Source organism: Actinoplanes sp. NPDC049548 (assembly GCF_040676695.1).
GTDB lineage: Bacteria > Actinomycetota > Actinomycetes > Mycobacteriales > Micromonosporaceae > Actinoplanes.
Window position 1 is genome coordinate 427,238 of sequence record NZ_JBFAPM010000004.1, and the last position, 18,882, is coordinate 446,119.

Annotated in this window: 15 protein-coding genes; 4 read left to right on the plus strand and 11 right to left on the minus strand. The window is 67.9% G+C overall.

Translation table 11 applies throughout. The annotated features are described in order from the left end of the window. Positions 1 to 77: 77 nt before the first annotated feature. Together AB0J80_RS11795 and AB0J80_RS11800 are read right to left on the minus strand one after the other, a co-directional pair. Complete coding sequence (locus tag AB0J80_RS11795; RefSeq protein WP_364703603.1) at positions 78 to 1,253, minus strand: PQQ-binding-like beta-propeller repeat protein; 1,176 nt, start codon at positions 1,251 to 1,253, stop codon at positions 78 to 80. 111 nt (positions 1,254 to 1,364) lie between these two features. Further along, positions 1,365 to 2,501: an Ig-like domain-containing protein gene (locus tag AB0J80_RS11800; protein ID WP_364703605.1), complete on the minus strand. Its 1,137-nt coding sequence runs from the start codon at positions 2,499 to 2,501 to the stop codon at positions 1,365 to 1,367. A 379-nt stretch (positions 2,502 to 2,880) separates the two neighbouring features. On the opposite strand from AB0J80_RS11800, the gene AB0J80_RS11805 reads away from it, so the two are divergent. Beyond that, positions 2,881 to 3,267, plus strand: coding sequence for a hypothetical protein (locus AB0J80_RS11805; protein WP_364703608.1), 387 nt, complete (start codon positions 2,881 to 2,883; stop codon positions 3,265 to 3,267). 440 nt (positions 3,268 to 3,707) lie between these two features. Further along, entirely contained in the window at positions 3,708 to 4,505 is a 798-nt protein-coding gene (locus AB0J80_RS11810; RefSeq protein ID WP_364703611.1) for a hypothetical protein, read from the plus strand. A 143-nt stretch (positions 4,506 to 4,648) separates the two neighbouring features. On the opposite strand, the gene AB0J80_RS11815 is transcribed toward AB0J80_RS11810, so the two are convergent. The 4 genes from AB0J80_RS11815 to AB0J80_RS11830 all read right to left on the minus strand — a co-directional run bounded on the left by AB0J80_RS11815 (position 4,649) and on the right by AB0J80_RS11830 (position 8,901). Next, positions 4,649 to 4,903 carry a hypothetical protein gene (locus tag AB0J80_RS11815; RefSeq protein WP_364703614.1) on the minus strand — a complete coding sequence of 85 codons (255 nt, stop codon included), beginning with the start codon at positions 4,901 to 4,903 and terminating at the stop codon, positions 4,649 to 4,651. A 214-nt stretch (positions 4,904 to 5,117) separates the two neighbouring features. Continuing rightward, entirely contained in the window at positions 5,118 to 6,395 is a 1,278-nt protein-coding gene (locus tag AB0J80_RS11820) for a DUF4407 domain-containing protein (RefSeq protein WP_364703617.1), read from the minus strand. A gap of 27 nt (positions 6,396 to 6,422) precedes the next feature. Further along, complete coding sequence (locus AB0J80_RS11825; RefSeq protein WP_364703619.1) at positions 6,423 to 6,998, minus strand: hypothetical protein; 576 nt, start codon at positions 6,996 to 6,998, stop codon at positions 6,423 to 6,425. 13 nt (positions 6,999 to 7,011) lie between these two features. Further along, entirely contained in the window at positions 7,012 to 8,901 is a 1,890-nt protein-coding gene (locus AB0J80_RS11830; RefSeq protein WP_364703621.1) for a hypothetical protein, read from the minus strand. Positions 8,902 to 9,518: 617 nt separating this feature from the next. Between AB0J80_RS11830 and AB0J80_RS11835 the strand changes: the two genes are divergently transcribed. Beyond that, positions 9,519 to 10,253, plus strand: coding sequence for a macro domain-containing protein (locus AB0J80_RS11835; protein ID WP_364703624.1), 735 nt, complete (start codon positions 9,519 to 9,521; stop codon positions 10,251 to 10,253). Positions 10,254 to 10,368: 115 nt separating this feature from the next. Here AB0J80_RS11835 and AB0J80_RS11840 read toward each other — a convergent pair whose 3' ends face one another. Continuing rightward, positions 10,369 to 11,991: a glycoside hydrolase domain-containing protein gene (locus AB0J80_RS11840; protein ID WP_364703627.1), complete on the minus strand. Its 1,623-nt coding sequence runs from the start codon at positions 11,989 to 11,991 to the stop codon at positions 10,369 to 10,371. A gap of 276 nt (positions 11,992 to 12,267) precedes the next feature. On the opposite strand from AB0J80_RS11840, the gene AB0J80_RS11845 reads away from it, so the two are divergent. Next, on the plus strand, positions 12,268 to 14,166 hold the full coding sequence (locus AB0J80_RS11845) for an adenylyl cyclase (protein WP_364703630.1): 1,899 nt from the start codon (positions 12,268 to 12,270) through the stop codon (positions 14,164 to 14,166). 10 nt (positions 14,167 to 14,176) lie between these two features. Here the strand turns inward: AB0J80_RS11845 and AB0J80_RS11850 are convergent, their stop codons facing one another. The 4 genes from AB0J80_RS11850 to AB0J80_RS11865 form a co-directional block, all read right to left on the minus strand. Then, positions 14,177 to 14,938 (minus strand): peptidoglycan-binding domain-containing protein, encoded by a 762-nt coding sequence (locus tag AB0J80_RS11850; protein WP_364703633.1) that lies wholly within the window; start codon positions 14,936 to 14,938, stop codon positions 14,177 to 14,179. Then, a complete protein-coding gene (locus AB0J80_RS11855) occupies positions 14,935 to 16,035 on the minus strand; it encodes a hypothetical protein (RefSeq protein WP_364703636.1) in 1,101 nt (366 codons plus the stop codon). Before AB0J80_RS11855 ends, AB0J80_RS11850 begins: the two co-directional genes overlap by 4 nt. Before the next feature lie 251 nt (positions 16,036 to 16,286). Then, a complete protein-coding gene (locus AB0J80_RS11860) occupies positions 16,287 to 17,909 on the minus strand; it encodes a protein kinase (protein WP_364703639.1) in 1,623 nt (540 codons plus the stop codon). Further along, on the minus strand, positions 17,906 to 18,607 hold the full coding sequence (locus AB0J80_RS11865) for a hypothetical protein (RefSeq protein ID WP_364703641.1): 702 nt from the start codon (positions 18,605 to 18,607) through the stop codon (positions 17,906 to 17,908). The genes AB0J80_RS11860 and AB0J80_RS11865 overlap by 4 nt, the downstream gene beginning before the upstream one ends. Positions 18,608 to 18,882: the final 275 nt, after the last annotated feature.

The following is an 18,882-nucleotide window of genomic DNA, read 5'->3' on the forward strand; positions in this document are numbered from 1 at the left end:
CCGGACGAGGCCAGGTCATCCTACGCGATACCGGGATTCCGGCCCTGGAGGTGATCGACGACCCCGCTCGGTGTCAGCTACGGCGCGAAGGTGATGACAGAGGATCCTGTCGGACCGTACAGGCGCCCGTTGGCCATCAGCGGCGGGCCCTGGATCATCGAGGTTCCAGCATCCAGCTTGATCGCCTGTCCGGTCTTCGCGTCGAAGGCCGCGATGGGGTGACCGTAACTACGCCAGCCGTAAAGGACGCCGCCGCCGGTCGAGAACATGATGGGTCCTCGGTCGGCGAACTTCGTGGACCAGACCTTGCCTCCGGTGCCGGCGTCGACGGCGAGGACTCCCGAGTCGGAGAGGGTTCCCAGGTAGACCCGCTTCCCGTCGGTGGCGAACCCGAAGATGGTGCCGTAGTACGGGAACGATGCGGTGACCTGGCCGGTAGCTGCGTCGACCACCTGGATGCCGTCGCTGTCGTTGCAGCTCATGTAGAACTTCGCGCCGTCGGGAGAGGCACCGATGGGGCTGTAACATCCGGCGCCGGTGGACCAGAGTCGCTTGCCGGTGGTGATGTCGAACGCCGCGCCGGGCTCGTCATTGCCGAACGCCACGATCCGGCCGCCGGCCGACACCGCTTGACCGGCCATCGACCCCTGCCGTGCCCAGACCAGGGCTCCGTCCGAGATCCGGTACGCCCGCAGGCCGTAGTTGCCGATCGTCGGGTCCCAGAGGCCGCCGACGAGGATGCCCTTGTCCACGAGCAGGTCGTACATCGTGGCGGTGATCTGCTTGGTGTAGAGGGCTTTGCCTGTGCCGACGTTGAACGCGGTCAGGTACGACTTGCCGGATCGACAGTCCCAGTACTGGGCCACCAGGTTGGTGCCGACGATGGCGGCAAGAGTGATGTGTCGCTTTCCGGCCTCGGGCGTCCGCCATCTCAGCGCACCGGTGGTCGCGTCGTACCCGCTGATGCGGTAGGCGGCCGCGGTGACGAGGCGGTTGGCGCCGACCAGCGGTACGGACGGCGACGTGCACTTGGCACTGCCGAGCGGGACGGACCACCGCTTCTTCGCTTTCGGCGCCACCGCCGGGGTGAGTTTCTTCTCGCCGGGGTTGTAGTAGTCGCCGGTCGCGTGGGAGGCCGCTTGTCCCCAGGCATCCCCGTTCGCCGCTGCGGCGGCGGACGGGACAGCGGTGAAGCCCAGAGCTGTTCCGATGACAGTGACGAGGGCAACCGACCACAGGCGTCGGTAGGTCATGGGGCCTCCTCGGAGAAACGTGGAGCTTCAACGTAGGAGCCCGTTGACCGGACCGGCGCGCGCCGTGCGGGCTTGATCACCCGTTCGGTGAGCGCCGGTGATGCGGCCTTCTCAGCGGCGGTACCAGGTGCGGGTCTTGGTGGTCGTGACGTTGCCGGCCCGGTCGTAGACGCGGATCCGAACCTTCATGGTCCGGCTCTGCGTGCCGGTCCTGACCTTGAGCCGGTACGGGAACCGGGTGGCCCGCGCGACCACCTTTCCGTTGATCACGAGTTCAGCGCGGGGAACCACGCCGAAGTCGTCGTCGGGCTGCAAGGTCACGGACACTGTGCCGCGTACGCGGGCCTTGTCCTTCGGGGCCTTGAGCTTCTTGATCTTCGGCGCCTGGGTGTCGACGAAGATGTGGCGTTCGATGCTGGTGAAGTTGCCCGCCTTGTCGAAGACGTTGAACTGGTACCAGGACGCCTGCCGGGTGGTGACCTTGAAGCTGTAAGGGGCGGTGGTGTCGCGGCCCTTGTACACGCCGTCGACGTAGAGCTCGGCTCGCGCCACGCCGTGCGCGTCGCTGACCTTGGCGGCGACGGTGAAGGTGCCGCGCACGTACGCCTTGTGGGCCGGTGTCAGCCCGGTCACCGTGGCTGCGGTCGTGTCGACGACGACCGTGCGGTTGATCTCGCTGCGCTGTCCGAACGCGTCGGTGGCGCGGAGGGTGAGCTTATGGGTGCCGTTGCGGCGTCCGTAGACGTCGAAGTGCAGGTAGTACGGCGTGGCGTTGTCGGAGTCCTCGACTTTGCCGTCGACCAGGAGATCGACTGTGACCTGGTCACTCGCGTCGCTGACCGTCGGCCGGAACGTGGTGTCCTGGTTGAACAGCGTCGTCTTCGTGCCGTCGCGCAGGACCGGGCGGTCGTTGTCGACGAGCACCGTCCGCGACACCGAGGCCGAGGTGCCGTCGCGATAGCTCAACGTCGTGTCGAAGCTCTGCAGGCCGGACGGTCGTCGCGAGAGGTCGACCGTGGTGGTCCACGGCCCGGCGCCGTCGAGGCTGACGACGGGGCCGCCGTCGAGCTGGACGGCCGCGAGGTCAGGGTCGGCAGCGAACGTCACGGCCGTGACGCCGTGGACCGCGCTGTACTCGGCCGGGGCGCTGATGGCCTCCCACCAGGGAACTTGGGCCGCCTGAGCGGGCGCCGCGACGCTTGATGCGGCCACCGTGGCCAGGACTGCGGCTGTCACGAGCCTGCGCATGACACTCCCCCGTTGATCAACGACGGGCAAAGCATAGTCGTACGTCAAAATGTGGTCCGACGCCTTACCCGGCCCTTGTCACCGGGCCTGCATCCTCGACCGCGACTCGATTGCGGGGAGGGCCACGTGACTGCCACCATCGCTGGCCCGCGGAAGCCGGACCGCGCGCATGCAGGATCCCGAAGATTCGACGATGTCGCATCGTCATCGGATAAAGAAGTTGTCGGTTGCCACTCGTCGCGGCGGTCAGCAAGCAGGTGTCGCCGCTCATTACGTGGTGCTGCTGTGGACGCAGGGATGCCGCGAATGAGGATGCAACCCCTCGACGGAGGCAGCGGAAATCTCACACCTTCACTGACGGTAAGCGTACGGTCGCCACATGCGAAAGCTGGCTCTGCTGACGATCTTGCTCGCCTGCATCGGCGGATGCAGCTCGAGCCACTCCTCTACACCGAAGCCGCCTGACGAGCTTGCCCAGGTGTGTGAGCGCTTACAAAACGGCCCAGGCCAAGCCGAGTTGGGTCAACTGCTCGCCGGGATCTTCAGTGGGAAGAGCGCGAGCGCTCGTCGGGAGATACCGGAGCGCTTGCAGACGATTGAACGTGACGTCGCCAGGGGGCCGGCGCCCTTGCGAGAGTCGGCCGCACGACTGAAGAGTCGACTCACGACCTTGCTGGAAGCGAAGGCGCCATCGGAGCATCAGGTAGATGCGACGCAGCAGGCGCTCAATCGGTTCGGTCAGGAGGTTGAGCGGACATGTGGCTGAAAACGACACGGGTGGTTCTCAGTGTGTGCGTCGGCGTCGGCCTTGCCGTATCGGCTGAGCCCTCGTCAGTACTGGCTGGGGGTTTGGACCAGGGACTCTGCCACCACGTCGGCGACCGTGTCGAAGTGGCGGAAACTTTTGCAGTGGACGTTTGTTTCGACGGTTCTCGGGTGTACCTGAGAAATCGGACGGAGTTCGTCTTGGCCGTCTCGAGCTCGGATAGCGCAGGCGAGCCACACCGAATCAAGCCAGAAAGTCCTTCGCTAGCCTCGGCGGTCATCGCATCTGGCGCGCCGGCGACGGTGCTTCCACCCGGCTACGGCGTGTCACTCGCGATAGGCGCGGCGGAGTCGAAGGTCAAGGTTGTAGCCGAGGATGAACGCAACCGTAGGTACGTGTTGGCCCGAGCAGTCAGCGCCTATCTACCTCAGGGTTTCGGGGTGTACGAGGCTTACTCTTCATTGGTTGACGACGTAGACCGCGCTGCTTCTACCGCCCGTAGATGCTGGGATCAGAGCCCCAACTCGTTCGTGAGGGCAGGGTGCGAGCTGCGATTCGGTTGGGACTTCGCCGTTGCCGAGGCGCTGTTCGCGACCCGCGTAGGTGTCGAACTGGCCAGCGATCTGGTTGGTGCGCTGCTGAATTTGATCGAGACAGCGCAGTGGGCAGAAGACGCCGTCAGCGGTGCCCGAGATTTCATCAACGCGGAGAAGACGCTGATCATCCGAGCGGCGCCGCCTGCACAGGCTGCAGGACAACTACCGGCCGAAGAGCGGTCCGGTCGGCCTGCCGATACGCCCCCTGCGGCTCCGGGGATCCGGGCCCCCAACCCGCAGCCTCCCGAAGCACCAGCGGCCCATGGCCTCGTGTCTCATTACGACTGCGTCAACGACAACTCCGATATAGGGCGGTATGTCCCGGCGGGTCGGTACTGGGAAAACGACTTCGTAGCCAGGGGTGCCACAGTCACTGGCGGCTGGGTACTCATCGGCGCTGCTGATGACGGGGCCGACCACCGGGCGCGAGTGGGCATCTACACCGGTACTGGTCGAGCAAGACCCTTGGCCGAGATTGAATTGTCGGCGCGCGGCTACGATGGCGAGTCGTTCGAGTTTCCTAAACCAATCACAGTTGATCCTGGCCAGCGGCTGTGGGTGGCCGTCTCGGGCATTGGTGACTTCACCGCATATGACAACCAGTCAGGTTGCTTCATCGCCAGGGTGAATGGGTACGAATAACCGTCTACTTCTGAGCCCCGTGGTCAAGGGACGTCGACTACGCGGCCGCCAAACGCGGCGGCGAGCTCGCCGCCCAGGCGCTCTTAGAATTCAAGACTATCGATGGTGCCCTGCGTTACGGCCTGAACCGGGTGCGTCCTGAGCTACATGGTTGATCCCTGCAAGATCGGAATGAGGGCCCACGTGGCGAGCAGGTCGTCGACCGCCAACCGGGCGAGGGCGGTGGCGATCCTCACCGAGTCGCCCGTGGTCTCCAGCCCGACGGCGAGTGACCGCAGCACCTCGGCGTCGTATCGGCGGCGGCGGAGCTCGCGCTCATTGAGGGTGGCGAAGGAGGAGATGCGAGCGCGGCGGTACCGGGCAGCACGATGAAAAGTCAGGTAGTGAGCGAACGGCACGCCCAGGGTGCGGACCGACGCCCGGGTCGAAAGCCGGGAGCAGGGCGATACTCACCCGGCGGTGGTGGCGGCCTGGACCGCCGATCAGCTCGCCGCGTTCCTCGGCTCGATCAACGGCCGAACGGGGCATAGCGCGGCGAGGGCCTCATCTCAAGCAGAGCGGACGTCGGTCAGGACTTGGCGTATGTCGGAGGAGCGGTGATGGGACATCCGGTCAGGACTGCTTCATGAACTCCTGCGTCCGGGTCATTGCGCGGATCATGCTCTGCCGGTCGAGGTCCCGGAAGCGCAGGATGTCTGACTCGGTGATCGCCTCGTCGATCCCGGAGGAGCTCTGTCGCAGCAGACGGACCCGGTGCTCGAACAGCTCGATGTGCCGCTCCCGCGCCCTCAGCATGTCGAGTGGTACTCGGGTGACCGCTGCCATCTCAGCCAGCACCCGTTCCGCGTCCGCGTTCGCCTTCGCCACGGCCGCTTCGATCTCGCCGACCGTCGCCCGGCGGGCCTGCTGCGTGGCGATGGCCTCGACCAGGCGGGTGTCCCGGACCTGTTCGTACTCGCCGGCCGGTGTAGTGATCTTCATGATCACCGGGAGAATGTCGACCAGGACAAAGAAGCCGATCAGGAACAGTTCCACCACGAGTACGTGCGAACTGCGTTCCTTGAGCTGGTCCAGCGCCGCGACCCGCGCGAGATAGTCACTGCTGAACCTCGTCTCGATGTCGCGGATGTCCGCCGCGGCCTTCGTCCGGACCCGCTCTACCTCTGCCTCGTAGCGGCCCGCCGCGGTGCCGTCGCCGGTCCGGGCCTTCGCGATCTGCCCGTCTAGTGCGGTGATCTCCCGTTGCACCGCGGTGATCTGCCGCGCGAGATCTTGGCAGCGTGGTCCGCAGTCCGGCGAACCGGAGCTGATGCCGCAGGGCAACGCCTTCTGCACGTTGCTCTGCTCGTACGTCTTGAGCCGGCGCAGGCAGTCCAGCGTCTCGAGCCGGGTGGCCCGTTGGCTCTCCAGCACAGGGATCAACGCTGGCGCCTTCGGGAGGGCCGCCACATCACGGTCGGCTTGCTGTTGGCGGGCGGCCACCGCGTCGCGGCGGTTCTCGGCGATTGTCTGGCTGATGCTGTCGTCGAACCAAAGCAGCACGAGCGGGTGCGCCACGGCGATCCCGACGACCACCGCAAACAACAGCCGCGCGGTGATCGGTACAGTGCGGCCTCGACCTTGCACCGACGACTTGTGCAGCGTCGAGACAAGGTACCGGTCGATCAGCAGCACGACGACGCCCCAGGCCAGGCCGGCCAGGATGTACAGCCAGAGGTTACCGGTCAGCGTCGACACGGCGTACGCCATCGAGAAGGTACCCATGATCGCCGGGATCAGCGTTAGGGCGCCGAGGCCGCCGAACCGGATCAGTTCGGTGTTGGACAGGGCCGTGCAATCCCGCAGGATCGCCGGATCGGCTCCAGAGAGCCACAGGGTGAAGCGGCGCAACGACATCTCCTTGCTCGGGTGGGCCGGCTACTGTGGAACTGAACCGATCTTGCTGCGCAGAGACTGGATGAATCCGTCCAGCAGGGCCGACGTGCTGTCGTAGTAGACCGAAATCTGGTGCAGAAGCGCCTTGTACGCCGGCTTTGCCAGTTCGGGACGGTGCTCGAACCGCTGCACCATCTCGAATTGCGGGTCCATCTCTTTGAGGAAGTTCTCGTGGGCCCGGTTGATGGTCGAGTTGAGATCCTGGATCTTCTCGGTGGCGAATCGCGCCAATTGCGCCTGCAGATGCACCCCCTGGGTAGCGATCAAGGCGTCGGCCTGCTTGCGCGCAATCTCGATCTGGACCTGTGAGCTGATCTCCAGGAGATCCCGCTTCGCGTCACTGAGCTGCCGAAGCGTCTGTACCGCGTTGCGCCGCTCCTCTTTCTCGTACTGGGTGGGGAACAACCGCTGCATGACACCACGGCGGTTCATCGCGTCCAGAGCGGCCTCACGCGACTCGAAGCTCGCCGCCTTGACGTACTCCTGCATCCCGGCGGCCACCTGGTCGAGCTCGTCGAGACTGGCATTGGGCATACGGGAGATCGGCTGAATCGACACAGAGCACCTCTTGTCATCGTGGTTGGGGATCGAAAGCACCGATAGTCAACGTGTGCAGAACGAAGGCCGCGGCGTTGCGGGCCGCCGCGTCGCCCGCGTAATGGGCGTCACGGTCGACACCCCAGTCCGAGATCGCCTTGACGACAGTCCAGCGCACCCGCGCGTCGGCGGCCGCCGCGTACAGACCCTGGGCCTCCATCTCGTAGGCCAGCGCGCGGCTGTGCTCATCCTTGAGACGCTGCCGGTGGTCCTGCGAGTCGAGGAGGGTGCGCGACGACAGGACTAGACCGAGGTGTACGGCCGCGGCACTGAAGTCGGTGGAGGCGGCCTGCATGCGCTGGACGACGGCACTGTCCACACCTGGTCGATCACCCTGCACCTCGACCCGGTCCGCGTACTGGATCCGGTGGTCCAGATCGTCGATCGAGGTAGCCACGACGACGTCGGCCAGCTCCTGCGGTGGGGTCCAGTCCTCCCGCAGGCCACAGCAGATGCCCACCATGATGACCAGGTCGGGCTTCCACTGGCCGATCGCCTCGGTCGCGGTAGCCTGGGCGCCGCCCGGTCCGCCGCCACCTTGGCGCGAGCACTGCACCATCGCGACGGTTGTCCGGCGGATCGTGCCCAATTCGTAGACGACGGCGTCGCCGGCGAAGCTGCGCTCGGGCGTCCGCCCGGTGGCAGGTTCGGCGGCTCTGAGCACGGCGTCGCGCTCGCGGGCGGTGACGGTCATCAGCAGGACTCGAGTGTTCATCAATGGCGCCTTCAGCTCGTCGAAGGTGGTCCGGATCACGCGGTTTCGCTCGACCGCCAGTCGTGCGGAGGTCGCCGCGACCATGACGGTCATGAGGCCGACCAGGCTGAACAACCAGCCGATGATTGAGGTACGGGTGCTGGCCGGCGCGACGCCTGGCGCGTCCTGGAACAGCAGCCGCCAGCCGAGCCACTCGGCCGCGGTCAACCAGGATGCCGGCCGCCCGGCACAGGTCAGCGCCTCGCACGCGGTCCGCTCCCAGCCCGCGACCAGGGCGGCCGAGACGCCCAGGGCGACGGCGACACCCACCACCCAGAGGACAAAGAAGCTGCCGCCCTCCTGTCGGGGTGCTCGGTAGTCGCTCACCGGCCCGGTAGGCAGGCGGACGGCGACCTGGGACCTGGGACCGAACGGCTGCTCGGTGGCTGCCCGGACGATCTCCCGCATCGGCTCCGTGGTCACCCCGCGAAGCAGGATCACCAGCACCTCGCGTACCCGGATTCGGTCCGCCTCGCCGCCCGTCGCTTCGACGACCAGACGAACCTCCCGGCTGACCAGTGTGATCATCCGGTCGGTGGCATCGCGAAGCAGATGCTCGCCCGAATCAGCCGCGGTGTGGTGGCACAGACGGATGGACCAGTTCCACGCCGGGTAAGACTCGGCGGCAAGTTCGTGGAGTGCTGGCGGCCGGCGCCCGAACGTGCGCCGCAGCCAGTCCGACTGGTGTATCACCTGCGCCACCATGAAGACGGCCACGTACGCGACGGCCCCGACCGGCAGCACGGCCAGCGCTGTGGACGGAGCGGTGAGCAGCCCAATCGCCACTGCGACCAGCAGTGCCAGGGCCGGGGGCACCGCGAAGACCAGCAGGTCCCAGCGACGGTCGACGACCCGGAGCACGCGCAGCCACAGACCGCCTCGCGCAGCGGCCGGCAATGCGGTGGTGAACGGCCGCTCGAGCACGACGAAGCTGTCTACCCCGTGCCGGACGAGCCTGCCCTCGGCGTCGGCGACCCGAAGCATGATTGCCAGCGGCCCGCGGGACCGGACGATCCCCAGGACACTGCGCGGACGGGCGACGGCAAGGGCCTGCCGCCCGTACTGGGCGTCGCGAACCGCTCGCGCCTCGGCCCGGTACGAGTTGGCCATCCGTACTCCTTCCGCAGATTCAGTGGGGGCCGATGTCACCCGATCGCTGGTCCATCGGCGCCCCGTCCACCGGGCACAATGAACGGATGCGATCTCCTGCTCCTGATCAGTTGGGAAGATCATGGCGAGCTGTCGTACGCCCTGTCCTGAATGCCGGACACAAACCTGGCCGGAGTCGGGTTTGACCAGCTCAGCGCCCGCTTGTCCGGGGCCTGGACCGGAACAGCACCGGACGCCGATGCGCCCTAGGCGATGACTGTCACGGAACCCGACCGCCACTTCGGCGAGGCGCTGCGCGAGTTCTGCGGGCAACTGCGCCGACTCCAGAGAGAATCCGGGGTTTCCGTCCCCGAGCTGGGAAAGGACCGGACGATTCCGCTCGGCAGGACGCAGGTATACGCGGTCCTGGCCGGAAATATCGAGTCGCCGCCGTCCTGGGATTTCGTCCGTCCATTCGTCCTGTACTGCGTGCAGCGCGGCAGCCGGAAGCCGTCCGTCTCCACCGACCCGGAGTACTGGCGGCGCGAGCACGCCCTCGTGGTCGATCTGTACGACCGGTCGCGTCCAGGCGGCCGGACCGGGGCCGAGGGGCAGACCCGACCCTGCGGACCGACCATGTGCTCACCGTCCAGCACAGCGACGTCCGGACCCTGCCGCCGTCCCGCGACGGCGAGCGACGCAGGATCGGGGTGGTCACCGGTGATCTCCGGCAGGTGCGCGGCGCTGATATCTGGATCAACTCCGAGAACACCGACATGGTCATGGCCCGCGTCCAGGAACGGTCCGTTTCAGCAATCATCCGGTACGAAGGTGCGAGCCGGGACGCCGCCGGTCGTGTGCTTGTCGACCACATCGCCAACGAGCTGGAGGCGAAAGTGGCCGGGCTGCGCCCGATCGGTCCGGGTGGCGTGGTCGTCACCGGCGCCGGTGACCTTTCCCGGTACGGCGTACGCCACGTCATCCACGCGGCCGCGGTGCACGGCGCCCCGGGTGCAGGCTTCCAGCCGATCAAGGAGATGGGCCGCTGCGTGGCCAACGCCCTCGAGGCTGCCGAGACCGTGACGCCCGACGGCCACCCGGCCACCGTCCTGTTCCCACTGCTCGGCTGCGGCGACGCCGGCGGTGCGGTGACCGAGATCGCCCCGACCCTGATCCACACCGCGGTCAACCACCTCCGCGTAGCGGCCAACCGCGTGGGTTGCGTGCTGTTCCTGGCCTGGACCCAGGAAGAGCTGACCGCCTGCCAGGACGCTTTGAACGCGGCTACCGACGCACACGTTCCAGCCCAGCGAGCCACCGCCTCCGCCGCCGCCAACCGATCGGTCCGAGTCAGACCGAAACGCCGCTCTTAGTGGAGTAACCCGCGAGCGGCGGATCGAGCCGGTCAGGGAATCCAGGCCCTCCGAGGTCGCCCGTGCGCACGCGTCGCAGGGCCCTAGTCACGTCCGACCGTGTCCGGGGTACTGCTCAGAACAGCGGGGTGCGGCCCTTGTACCCGGTCGAGACGCGTACGGCGGCGCGGAACCCATTACCCTTGCCCGGGTAGAGATAGAGGTTTCCAGTGCTGCTCTGCACCGCCATCAGGTCGGCGTACCCGTCTCGGTCGAAGTCGCCGACGCCGAGCAGATCCCGCAGGCCCTTACCGGAGCCCACCTTCAGCCGGGCCTTGAAGCCGCTGGACGTGCCGCGGTACAGGTACAGGTTCCCCGTCCTGGTCTCCTTGACCAGCAGGTCCGGGCGGCCGTCCCGGTCGAAGTCGCCGGTGCCGGTGAACTCGCTGCGGTCGTTCCAATCCCCGTACGCGAGTGCCTTCCGCTTGCCGAACTTGACGCCCCTCGCTCCGGGGTACAGGTAGACGTTTCCGTTGTTGATCTGCTGTGCCAGCAGATCCGGGTAACCGTCCTTGTTGAAGTCGCCGATCGCGGTGAGCTCGCGCAGTTTGTGCTGGTCCTTGAAGACCTTCTTGGCGGTGCCGAGCCGGCCGTTGCTCAGACCCGGGTAGAAGTAGACCGCGCCCGAGTCCTGACGGGCGATGACGTCGGGCCAGCCGTCGCGGTTCAGGTCCATGCGGATGATCTGGTTCATCTTGGCGAAGCCGCCGGCGACCTTCACCCGGGACGCCTCGGTGACGGCGGTGCCGTTGCCCGGGTAGGCGAACAGGTTGCCGGTGTTCTTGGTCCGGGCGAGCACGTCGGACCAGCCGTTGCGGTTCCAGTCGGCCTGCTTCGCCGCCGGCAGGACGCGGACGTCCAGGTAGTCGTTGTCGATGTTGATCGATACGCCGCCCCAGGTCTCGACGTGGCCGCCCCGGTACTGCTTCATTCGGCGGCCCGGCGACCAGTGTCCGGCCGGGATCAGGGGGTCGGTCACCGTCACCTTGTTGTCCCAGCGGGCGAAATCGACGTAGTCCGGCCGTACGTATCCGGCTTTGGTGTACGTGGCGACCTGATCGGCGATGCCCGAGCCGGCGCTGCTGTAGTACCCCGAGAGGTAGCCGAGATCGTGCAGCCGGGCGGTCCACGCGCCCATGAAGGCCAGCACTCCGGCCTTACAGGCGGCGTTTCCGCTGTCGTAGGCCTCCATGTCGTAGATCAGCACACTGTCCGGCGACAGCCCGAGCGCTCGGGCCTGCGCGGCGGCGTCGGTCGCGGCGTCCCGGCCCTGCGCGGCCGCCGTGGTGCTCGCGATCACGTTCCGCCGGGTCACGGTGGTGCAGCTCGCCTGCGGCCCGACGTAGATCGGGATCAGTCGCCATCCCCGGGTGACCTGCTCGCGGACCCAGGCCGCGGTCAGGTTCGGCTGTGCGCAGCCACGGTTGACGCCGCCGATGTAGATGCCCGCCGCCCGGTACGGCGACGCCTCCCACCACGCCGCCATGGTGTCGCTGGAGGGGGCGGTGCACGCGTCGAAGCCGTACCCGGTGAAGTTGCCCGGCTGCGGCGGTAGCGCCGCGGCCGCGCCCGCGGTGTTGAGGAACGCCAGCGGAGTGAGCGAGAGCATGACCACCAGGAGCCCGAGAAGGCGCTTGCGGTGTCGCAGAAGCTGGCGGGAACGCATCCGGTGACGCCCGGGCTGGGGCCCGTCGCTCATGGTGGACCTAACGTCGGCGAGTGTGAACCCTGAGATGTAACCAGGTCGATCTCTGCTCGCCAATATCCATTCGGCTGATCGTCGATTGGCCGATCGCCTCGCACCGCCGGGTCATACCTCCCGCATGACACGAAATGGCCGGATGAAGTCTTTCCGGGGCCACGTTTGCCCGCGCGTCCCCGCGCTGTCTTAAGAATCGATGAAGCCCGCTACGGCGCCCCTCGCTCGCACGTACGGTATCGAGGCTTTTGTAGCCACTCCGGGAGGACTCCACCTATGCCGCCTCATCTCTTGACCGGGGACACCGTCCGGCGTCGCCGCGGTGTCGGCCGCGCGGTCGCGCTGGGCGTAGCCCTGGCCGCCGCCGGTACGGCTGCGGCAACGGTGGCCGATGCCGCCTCCAGCCCGGCGCCTGAGGCGGCGCCGGCCGCCACACCCGCCGATCTCGGTGCGAACGTCACCGTCTTCGACCCGAGTACGCCGATCGGCGAGATTCAGACGAAGCTTGATGCGGCTCATCAGCAACAGGTCGACAACGAGATGGGCACCAAGCGGTACGCATTCCTGTTCAAGCCGGGCACGTACGGCACCGCGGCACAACCGCTGAAGATTCAGGTCGGGTACTACACCGAGATCTCGGGTCTGGGCGCGTCGCCGACGGATGTGACGATCAACGGGCGGATCGAGTCGTACAACCGGTGTCTGGACGGGGCGAACAACTGCATCGCGTTGAACACGTTCTGGCGTACCGTTTCCAACCTGTCGCTTCAGATCAACACCGCGGGGCAGGACGACTGCCGCAAGGGCGCCAACTTCTGGGCGGTCTCGCAGGCGGTGTCGCTGCGCCGGTTGAACGTCACCGGCGGCAAGTTCTCTCTGATGGACTACTGCACCAACGGCCCTCAGTTCGCCAGCGGCGGCTACCTGGCCGACTCGAAGCTGCCCGAGGTCGTCAACGGCTCGCAGCAGCAGTGGCTTTCGCGCAACAGCGAGGTGGCGAGCTGGTCCAACGGAGTCTGGAACCAGGTGTTCTCCGGCGTGGTCGGCGCGCCCAGCGAGGCCGAGTTCCCGGCCAAGCCGTACACCACCGTGGACAGAACCCCGCTCAGCCGGGAGAAGCCCTACCTGTTCGTCGATGCGCAAGGCCGTTATCAGGTACGGGTCCCGTCGGCCCGGAAGAGCTCACGCGGTATCTCGTGGGGGAACGGCATCACCCCCGGCCGCACCATCGCGTTGGCGGACTTCTACGTCGCCAAGCCGTCGGACTCCGCGCAGACCATCAACAGCCAGCTGGCCCGCGGTAAGCACCTGCTGCTGACCCCCGGCGTCTACGACGTGGACCGCAGCCTCGAGGTGAAGCGCGCCCACACGGTGGTGCTGGGCATCGGCCACGCCACGCTGACCGCCGCCAAGGGCGCGACCCCGCTCGCGGTGGCCGACGTGCCGGACGTCAGCGTGGCCGGGGTGACCATCGACGCCGGCGCCAAGGAGTCGAAGGTCCTGGTGAGGATCGGCACCGGACCCCACCGCGGCACCACCAGTGCGACCAGCCCGACCACCCTGTCGGACGTGTACTTCCGGGTCGGTGGGCCACACGTGGGCAAGACCGACACCGCCCTCGAGATCAACAGCGACAACGTGCTGGTCGACCACACCTGGGTGTGGCGCGCCGACCACGGCATCGAGAACTTCACGGAGGGCGTCAAGGGCGACACCCAGCGCTGGCGTACCAACATCGGCCGCTACGGAGCCGTCATCAACGGCGACAACGTCACCGCGACCGGCCTGTTCGTCGAGCACTTCCAGCGGTACAACACCACCTGGAACGGGCAGAACGGCACCACGATCCTGTACCAGAACGAGCTGCCGTACGACCCGCCCACGCAGGCCGACTGGACCAACAACGGCGTCAAGGGCTACCCCGGATACAAGGTGAGCGACCAGGTGAAAACCCACCACCTCTACGGCGCCGGCGTGTACGTCTTCAACCAGAACAACCCGTCGATCCACACCGCCAACGGGTTCGAGGTACCGAAGAAGCCCGGCGTCACGCTGCACCACATCATGACCGTCAACCTCGACGCGGGCACCATCGACCACGTGGTGAACGGCGTGGGCGCCGCCGCCGACAAGGCCCAGAGCGGCAAGCCGATCTACGTCACGCAGTACCCGTAGGCGAGGCCGCTCATCCGCTGCCGCTGGGGTACCACACCGTGGTGAGTCCCAGCTCGGGAAGCTCGAGGCGTGAGTCGCAGTGTTGCCAGTGCCGATGGATCGGGCCGACACCCGTGAAACCGGAGGTCAGCGCGGCGCGGTAGACCTTCGCCCGCGGGGCATCGGCCGCGGCGAAGTCCACCGCGGCCGCCACCCGGTGCAGCAGGTTGCCGCAGATCGTGGTTTCGCCGGCCTCGTCCGCTGCCGCGTGGAAGCCGCACTTGACGGTGACTCTGATGTCGCCCAGCTTGCGACGGATCGCCTCGAGCTTGTACATCGTTCGTCGTGCGTTCTCCCGGATCGGGTCCGTGATGACGCGACCGGGGTCGTCGCGCAGCATCTCGGTCCAGTCGAAATGGGCCGTGGACCCGTCCGGGGCCGCCAGCCTGTCGAGCCGTGCCCAGGTCGCCCGGTCGACGATGCCGTGCTGGTCGTCGAGCTGGTATCCGCGCTGGAACCGTCGTACCGCGTCGGCGGTCTCGGCGTCGTAGCGGCCGGTGATCGGCAGGAACCGGGCGGACCGGAGATCGTCGAGGTCCGCGGCCCAGCCCGCGACGCGGATCTGAACCTCGGCGACGTCGGCGCCCTCGCTGCCCGGTCGTAGCGTGCGACGCGGTGCGTTCTGGCGTACGTCGAAGGCTATGGCGGAGGCGGCGATCCCCAGGGCGCCCATGATCTGGGCGCCCCTGACGAGCGCCGCCCGGCGGGTGAGCGAGGGTTCGCCCGGTGTCATGCGAGGTCTTGGGCGGTGACCGAGCCGGCGAGGATGTGCCCGCGCAGGTCGGCGTGCCGGGCCGGCATCTCGGCCTGCCCGGTGATGCAGGCGGCGTACTCGACCGGTACCTGGTTGGCGATCGGCGGGTCGACGAAGAACCGGACCCGCTCGCCGGACTTGTTCGTGACGATGAGAAGCAGGACGTCCCGGACGCCGACCTTGACCGCCGGCCGGATGTTGTACACCACGTCCTTGTTGTTGTTCGCCGGCGTCTCGTTCTCGACGGCGTCGACCAGGACCCGGCCGTCCAAGGTGGTGACCTGGAAACCGATCGGGTGCGGCCGCTCGTCGGCGACGCCGACGATCGCGGACACCTGACTGAGGTACGGCCGGCCCGCCACGAACGCCTGCCGGATCGAGCCGCCGGGGACGATGTCGCGCCCGTCGCCGCTCGCGCTGCCGACCTTGTAGCTGTAGCTCTGCCGCGTAGCGGTGTCGTCGGCACCGTTCGCCGGCTCGGCGGCCGGCGGCAGTCCCGCACCACACGAGTCGGCCAGCGCGGGCTTCACCGTCGCCGCGGCCGCCGGGGCGGGCTTGTCCTCGTCGACGTGGTCCGGGCGGACAACGAGGTAGATGACCAGGGCCGCGACCAGGAGCAGGATCGCCGTCGCGCCCACCGTGCTCGACTTGATGTAGGTGCCGTAGCTTCCGAGGACGATCTGCTTGTTCCACACCGCGCGGCCCGTCATCACCGCCGTGGCGTCGCCGTTGCTGCGGTTGTCCTCCGTGGCCTGGTTGATGTCGCCGATGAGCGTGCGCAAACTGTCGGCGGTCCCCGGTCGGCGCTGCAGCAGCTCGGAGTAGCGCGCCGCCCACCGGGCCAGCTCCTCCGTCGTGACCTCGGCCGCCCCCGGCGATCCGGGCCTCAGGCGGCCGGGCAGCCCGGTGGCCGCGGTACGCAGCTCGGCGGCCTGCGGCTCCTCGTCCGGCGGTCCCCACAGGCGGGCGATCCGCTCGCTGATCGTGCGCCACGCCGCGCCGCCACCGAGCCGGGTGGCTGCCGAGATCGTTGCCTTCGCGGCGTCGGCCGCCAGCGAGATGAGGGTGTCGTTCACGACGGGTTCCTTACGCTCGGGAGGTGGGGAGTGCACGCGTACGCGCACCGCAAGCGGCGCACCGCCGGTGGATGGTGGGCTGGCCGGTGAGGACGCAGCGTCGAGTGACGCAGCGCCGCGGCCGGGCAACCCTCGGGCGCCGCGCGAAGATCACTGCGCGCACGACGACGACGATGCAGACCATGGCGGTGAGGGTGCCGATCAGCGCGCTCACCCTCCAGGGCAGCCCTGCCCTGGAGGGCGTGCGGTGCTCAGAGGCCGGTGACGCTGATCTTGCGGAACCCTGCCGCGCCGTTGAAGACACGAAGGAAGATCCCGGCGTTGTCGCAGGTCGCCGGCAGGCCGGTGCCGCCCGACACCCGGCCGGTGGTGACGGCGACGCCGAACTCGCGGGTCACCTTCACGTCGCCGTCGTCGACCTCGAACGTCCATTGATGCCAGCCGTAGTCGGCCGGTGCGTCGATGGTCGTCCCGTCGTTGACGTCCGGGTTCCGGAAGGTGCCGGAGTTGCCGGAGACGGAACCGTCCATTTTGATCATGGCGTGCTGCAGGCTGAAGCCGAACGGCCGCCCGTTGGTCAGCACATTGCAGGGTCCGATGCCGTAGCCCCAGCCCTCGTCGTCGTTCATCTCCCGTTTCGGCTCGACCATGCGTGCCTCGAGGTCGAGCCGGTAGCTGCACGTACCCCGGGGAAGCTTCAGCATCAGCCCGGCCCACGTGTACTGGTTGTCGAACCGTACGGTCGTGGACTCACCGCTGCTGCTCTGCGTCGCTGCTCCCGCGGGTGAGCTGAAGAGGCTGCGGGTGTACTTGATCGCTTTCCCGGCGGCGACGTGGTGAGCACACAACTCGTCGGGCCGGGCGGGTTGCGCCGGCGTCGTGGTCGGCCGGACGCGGGGCGGAGACGGTGTGCCGGTGGCGGCCGAAGGGCTCGTGACCGGTGAGGCCGTCACGGTGGGCGTAGCCGTCGACGCCGCGGTGAAAGGGCTGGGCGTGGAGGGCGCGCTCTTGCTCCCGGAGACGGCCGGCGGCTGCTCGAAGGCCAGGGCAGCGGTACCTGCGACCAGGATGCCGGCCACGGCTGCGCCCACCACGACGCGCTTGCGGCTCACCCGGGCGCCACGCCGCGCCGATGCGGGTTCGGCGGCCTTGAGCCCGGCCAGGAACGCCGCCGCATCCGCCGGCCGTTTCGCGGGGTCGGGGCTGGTCGCACGGCGGAGCAGGGCGGCCAGCTGAGGTGTGCGACGCGTGGTGAACAGCTCGCCGATCGTACGGCCGGCCGAGTAGACATCCGAGCGGAACGAGGGCGCCTCGCCGGCGACGAGCTCCGGCGCCACGTAGTCGTCGGTACCTGCGGCGTTGTACCGGGTGAAGCCTCCGGCCGGCATGGAGATGCCGAGGTCGCACAGGGCGGCGCGGCCGTTCTTCAGCAGCACGTTCGCCGGTTTGACGTCGCGGTGCAGGTGCCGGCGCCGGTGGACCGCCGCAAGGCCGCTCAGGAGATCGCGGGCGATCCGCCAGGACTCGGGGGCGCCCAGGTGGCCACGCGCGATCCGGTCCGCGAGCGACTCGTCGCAGAGCTCCGTGGCGAGCCACGGACGCTGTCCCGTCGCCGCTTCGGCCCAGTAGAGCCGCACGATGTTCGGGTGGTCCGACAGCTGCCAGTGCAGGCGGCATTCGTCGGTGAACTTGCGCTGCTCGTCCGGCGTGGGCGGCCGGTACCAGCGTTTGAGCGCGACCTCGACGTCGAAGGTCAGGTTGCGGGCGCGGAACACCTCCGCCGAGCCGCCGTCCCCGATCTTCGCGACGAGCTCGAAGTCGGAGAAGCCCTGGTGTGGTTGCGCGCGTGGGAAGTCGTCAGGTGGCTCGCTCACGCCGGGCGCTCGTTCCGCGAGTCCGACAGGGCCGCGATGTCGGCGCTGGTGATGAGACGGCGGCGGACGAGCAGATGCGCCACCTCGTAGTAGTCCGGCAGGGCGAGCGCCTTGCGCCGGATCCGCTGCGAAGCCTCGTCCGAATCCTGCGCCGCGGCCGGGAAGACCCACACGCCTGCGCGCAGCACCGGTTCCGCGCCGACGGCCAACTCGTCCTCCTGCCGGCGGCGCCGCGCGGCGGCTCGGGCCGCGAGCTCGGGACTCTCGTTCTCGTAGAGCCGGCACAGGCGTTCGATGAGGTTGCGGACCTGCCGCAGGGTGGGTCCGCCCAGGCGACGAATGATCTCGCTGTACGCCGCGGGCAACCGTCCACCGTCCAGCAGCGGCTCGCACAGAGCCGCAGCGACCGGGCGCAGGTCGGCCGGCACCGGGGAGACCCGCAGCGTGGTGGCCGTCGTGTGGTCGATCGCCGTGTCGGTGGCCTGCCAGTTCTGTTGGCAGACCAGCAGGCAGCCACGCGGTCCGCGAAGGGAGGCGAGCTCGGCGCCGACCGCCCGGGCGAAGCCGGGGTGATGTCCGTGCCGGACGCCCATCGGCTCGCCGGGCGGCTGCCCGGGGACGTCGATCCACAGTTCGTGGGAGAAGGAGAGATTGCGGACCCACAGCTCGTCACGCTCACGCCAGATCTCCCCGGCCAATCGGGAGAGATCGTTTCCATCGGTACGGATGACGATTTCACATTGATCATCGCGACCGAACGTCATGCGCTGCCGCTCGCGACGGAACTCGAATATCTCAGAATGATCAGGTCGGGACGCTGTCAGGATGGTTGACCGAGACATCAGGTGCCTTCGAGGGGAATGAGATCATCGAGGAGTAAAGCGACCAGCAATTTAGACTGGTCTGCCGTTTCCCGACAAGGTCGGCAGAGTCGCAATCCTGACATCACTGTCATCCGGCAGGGTGGCGGCCC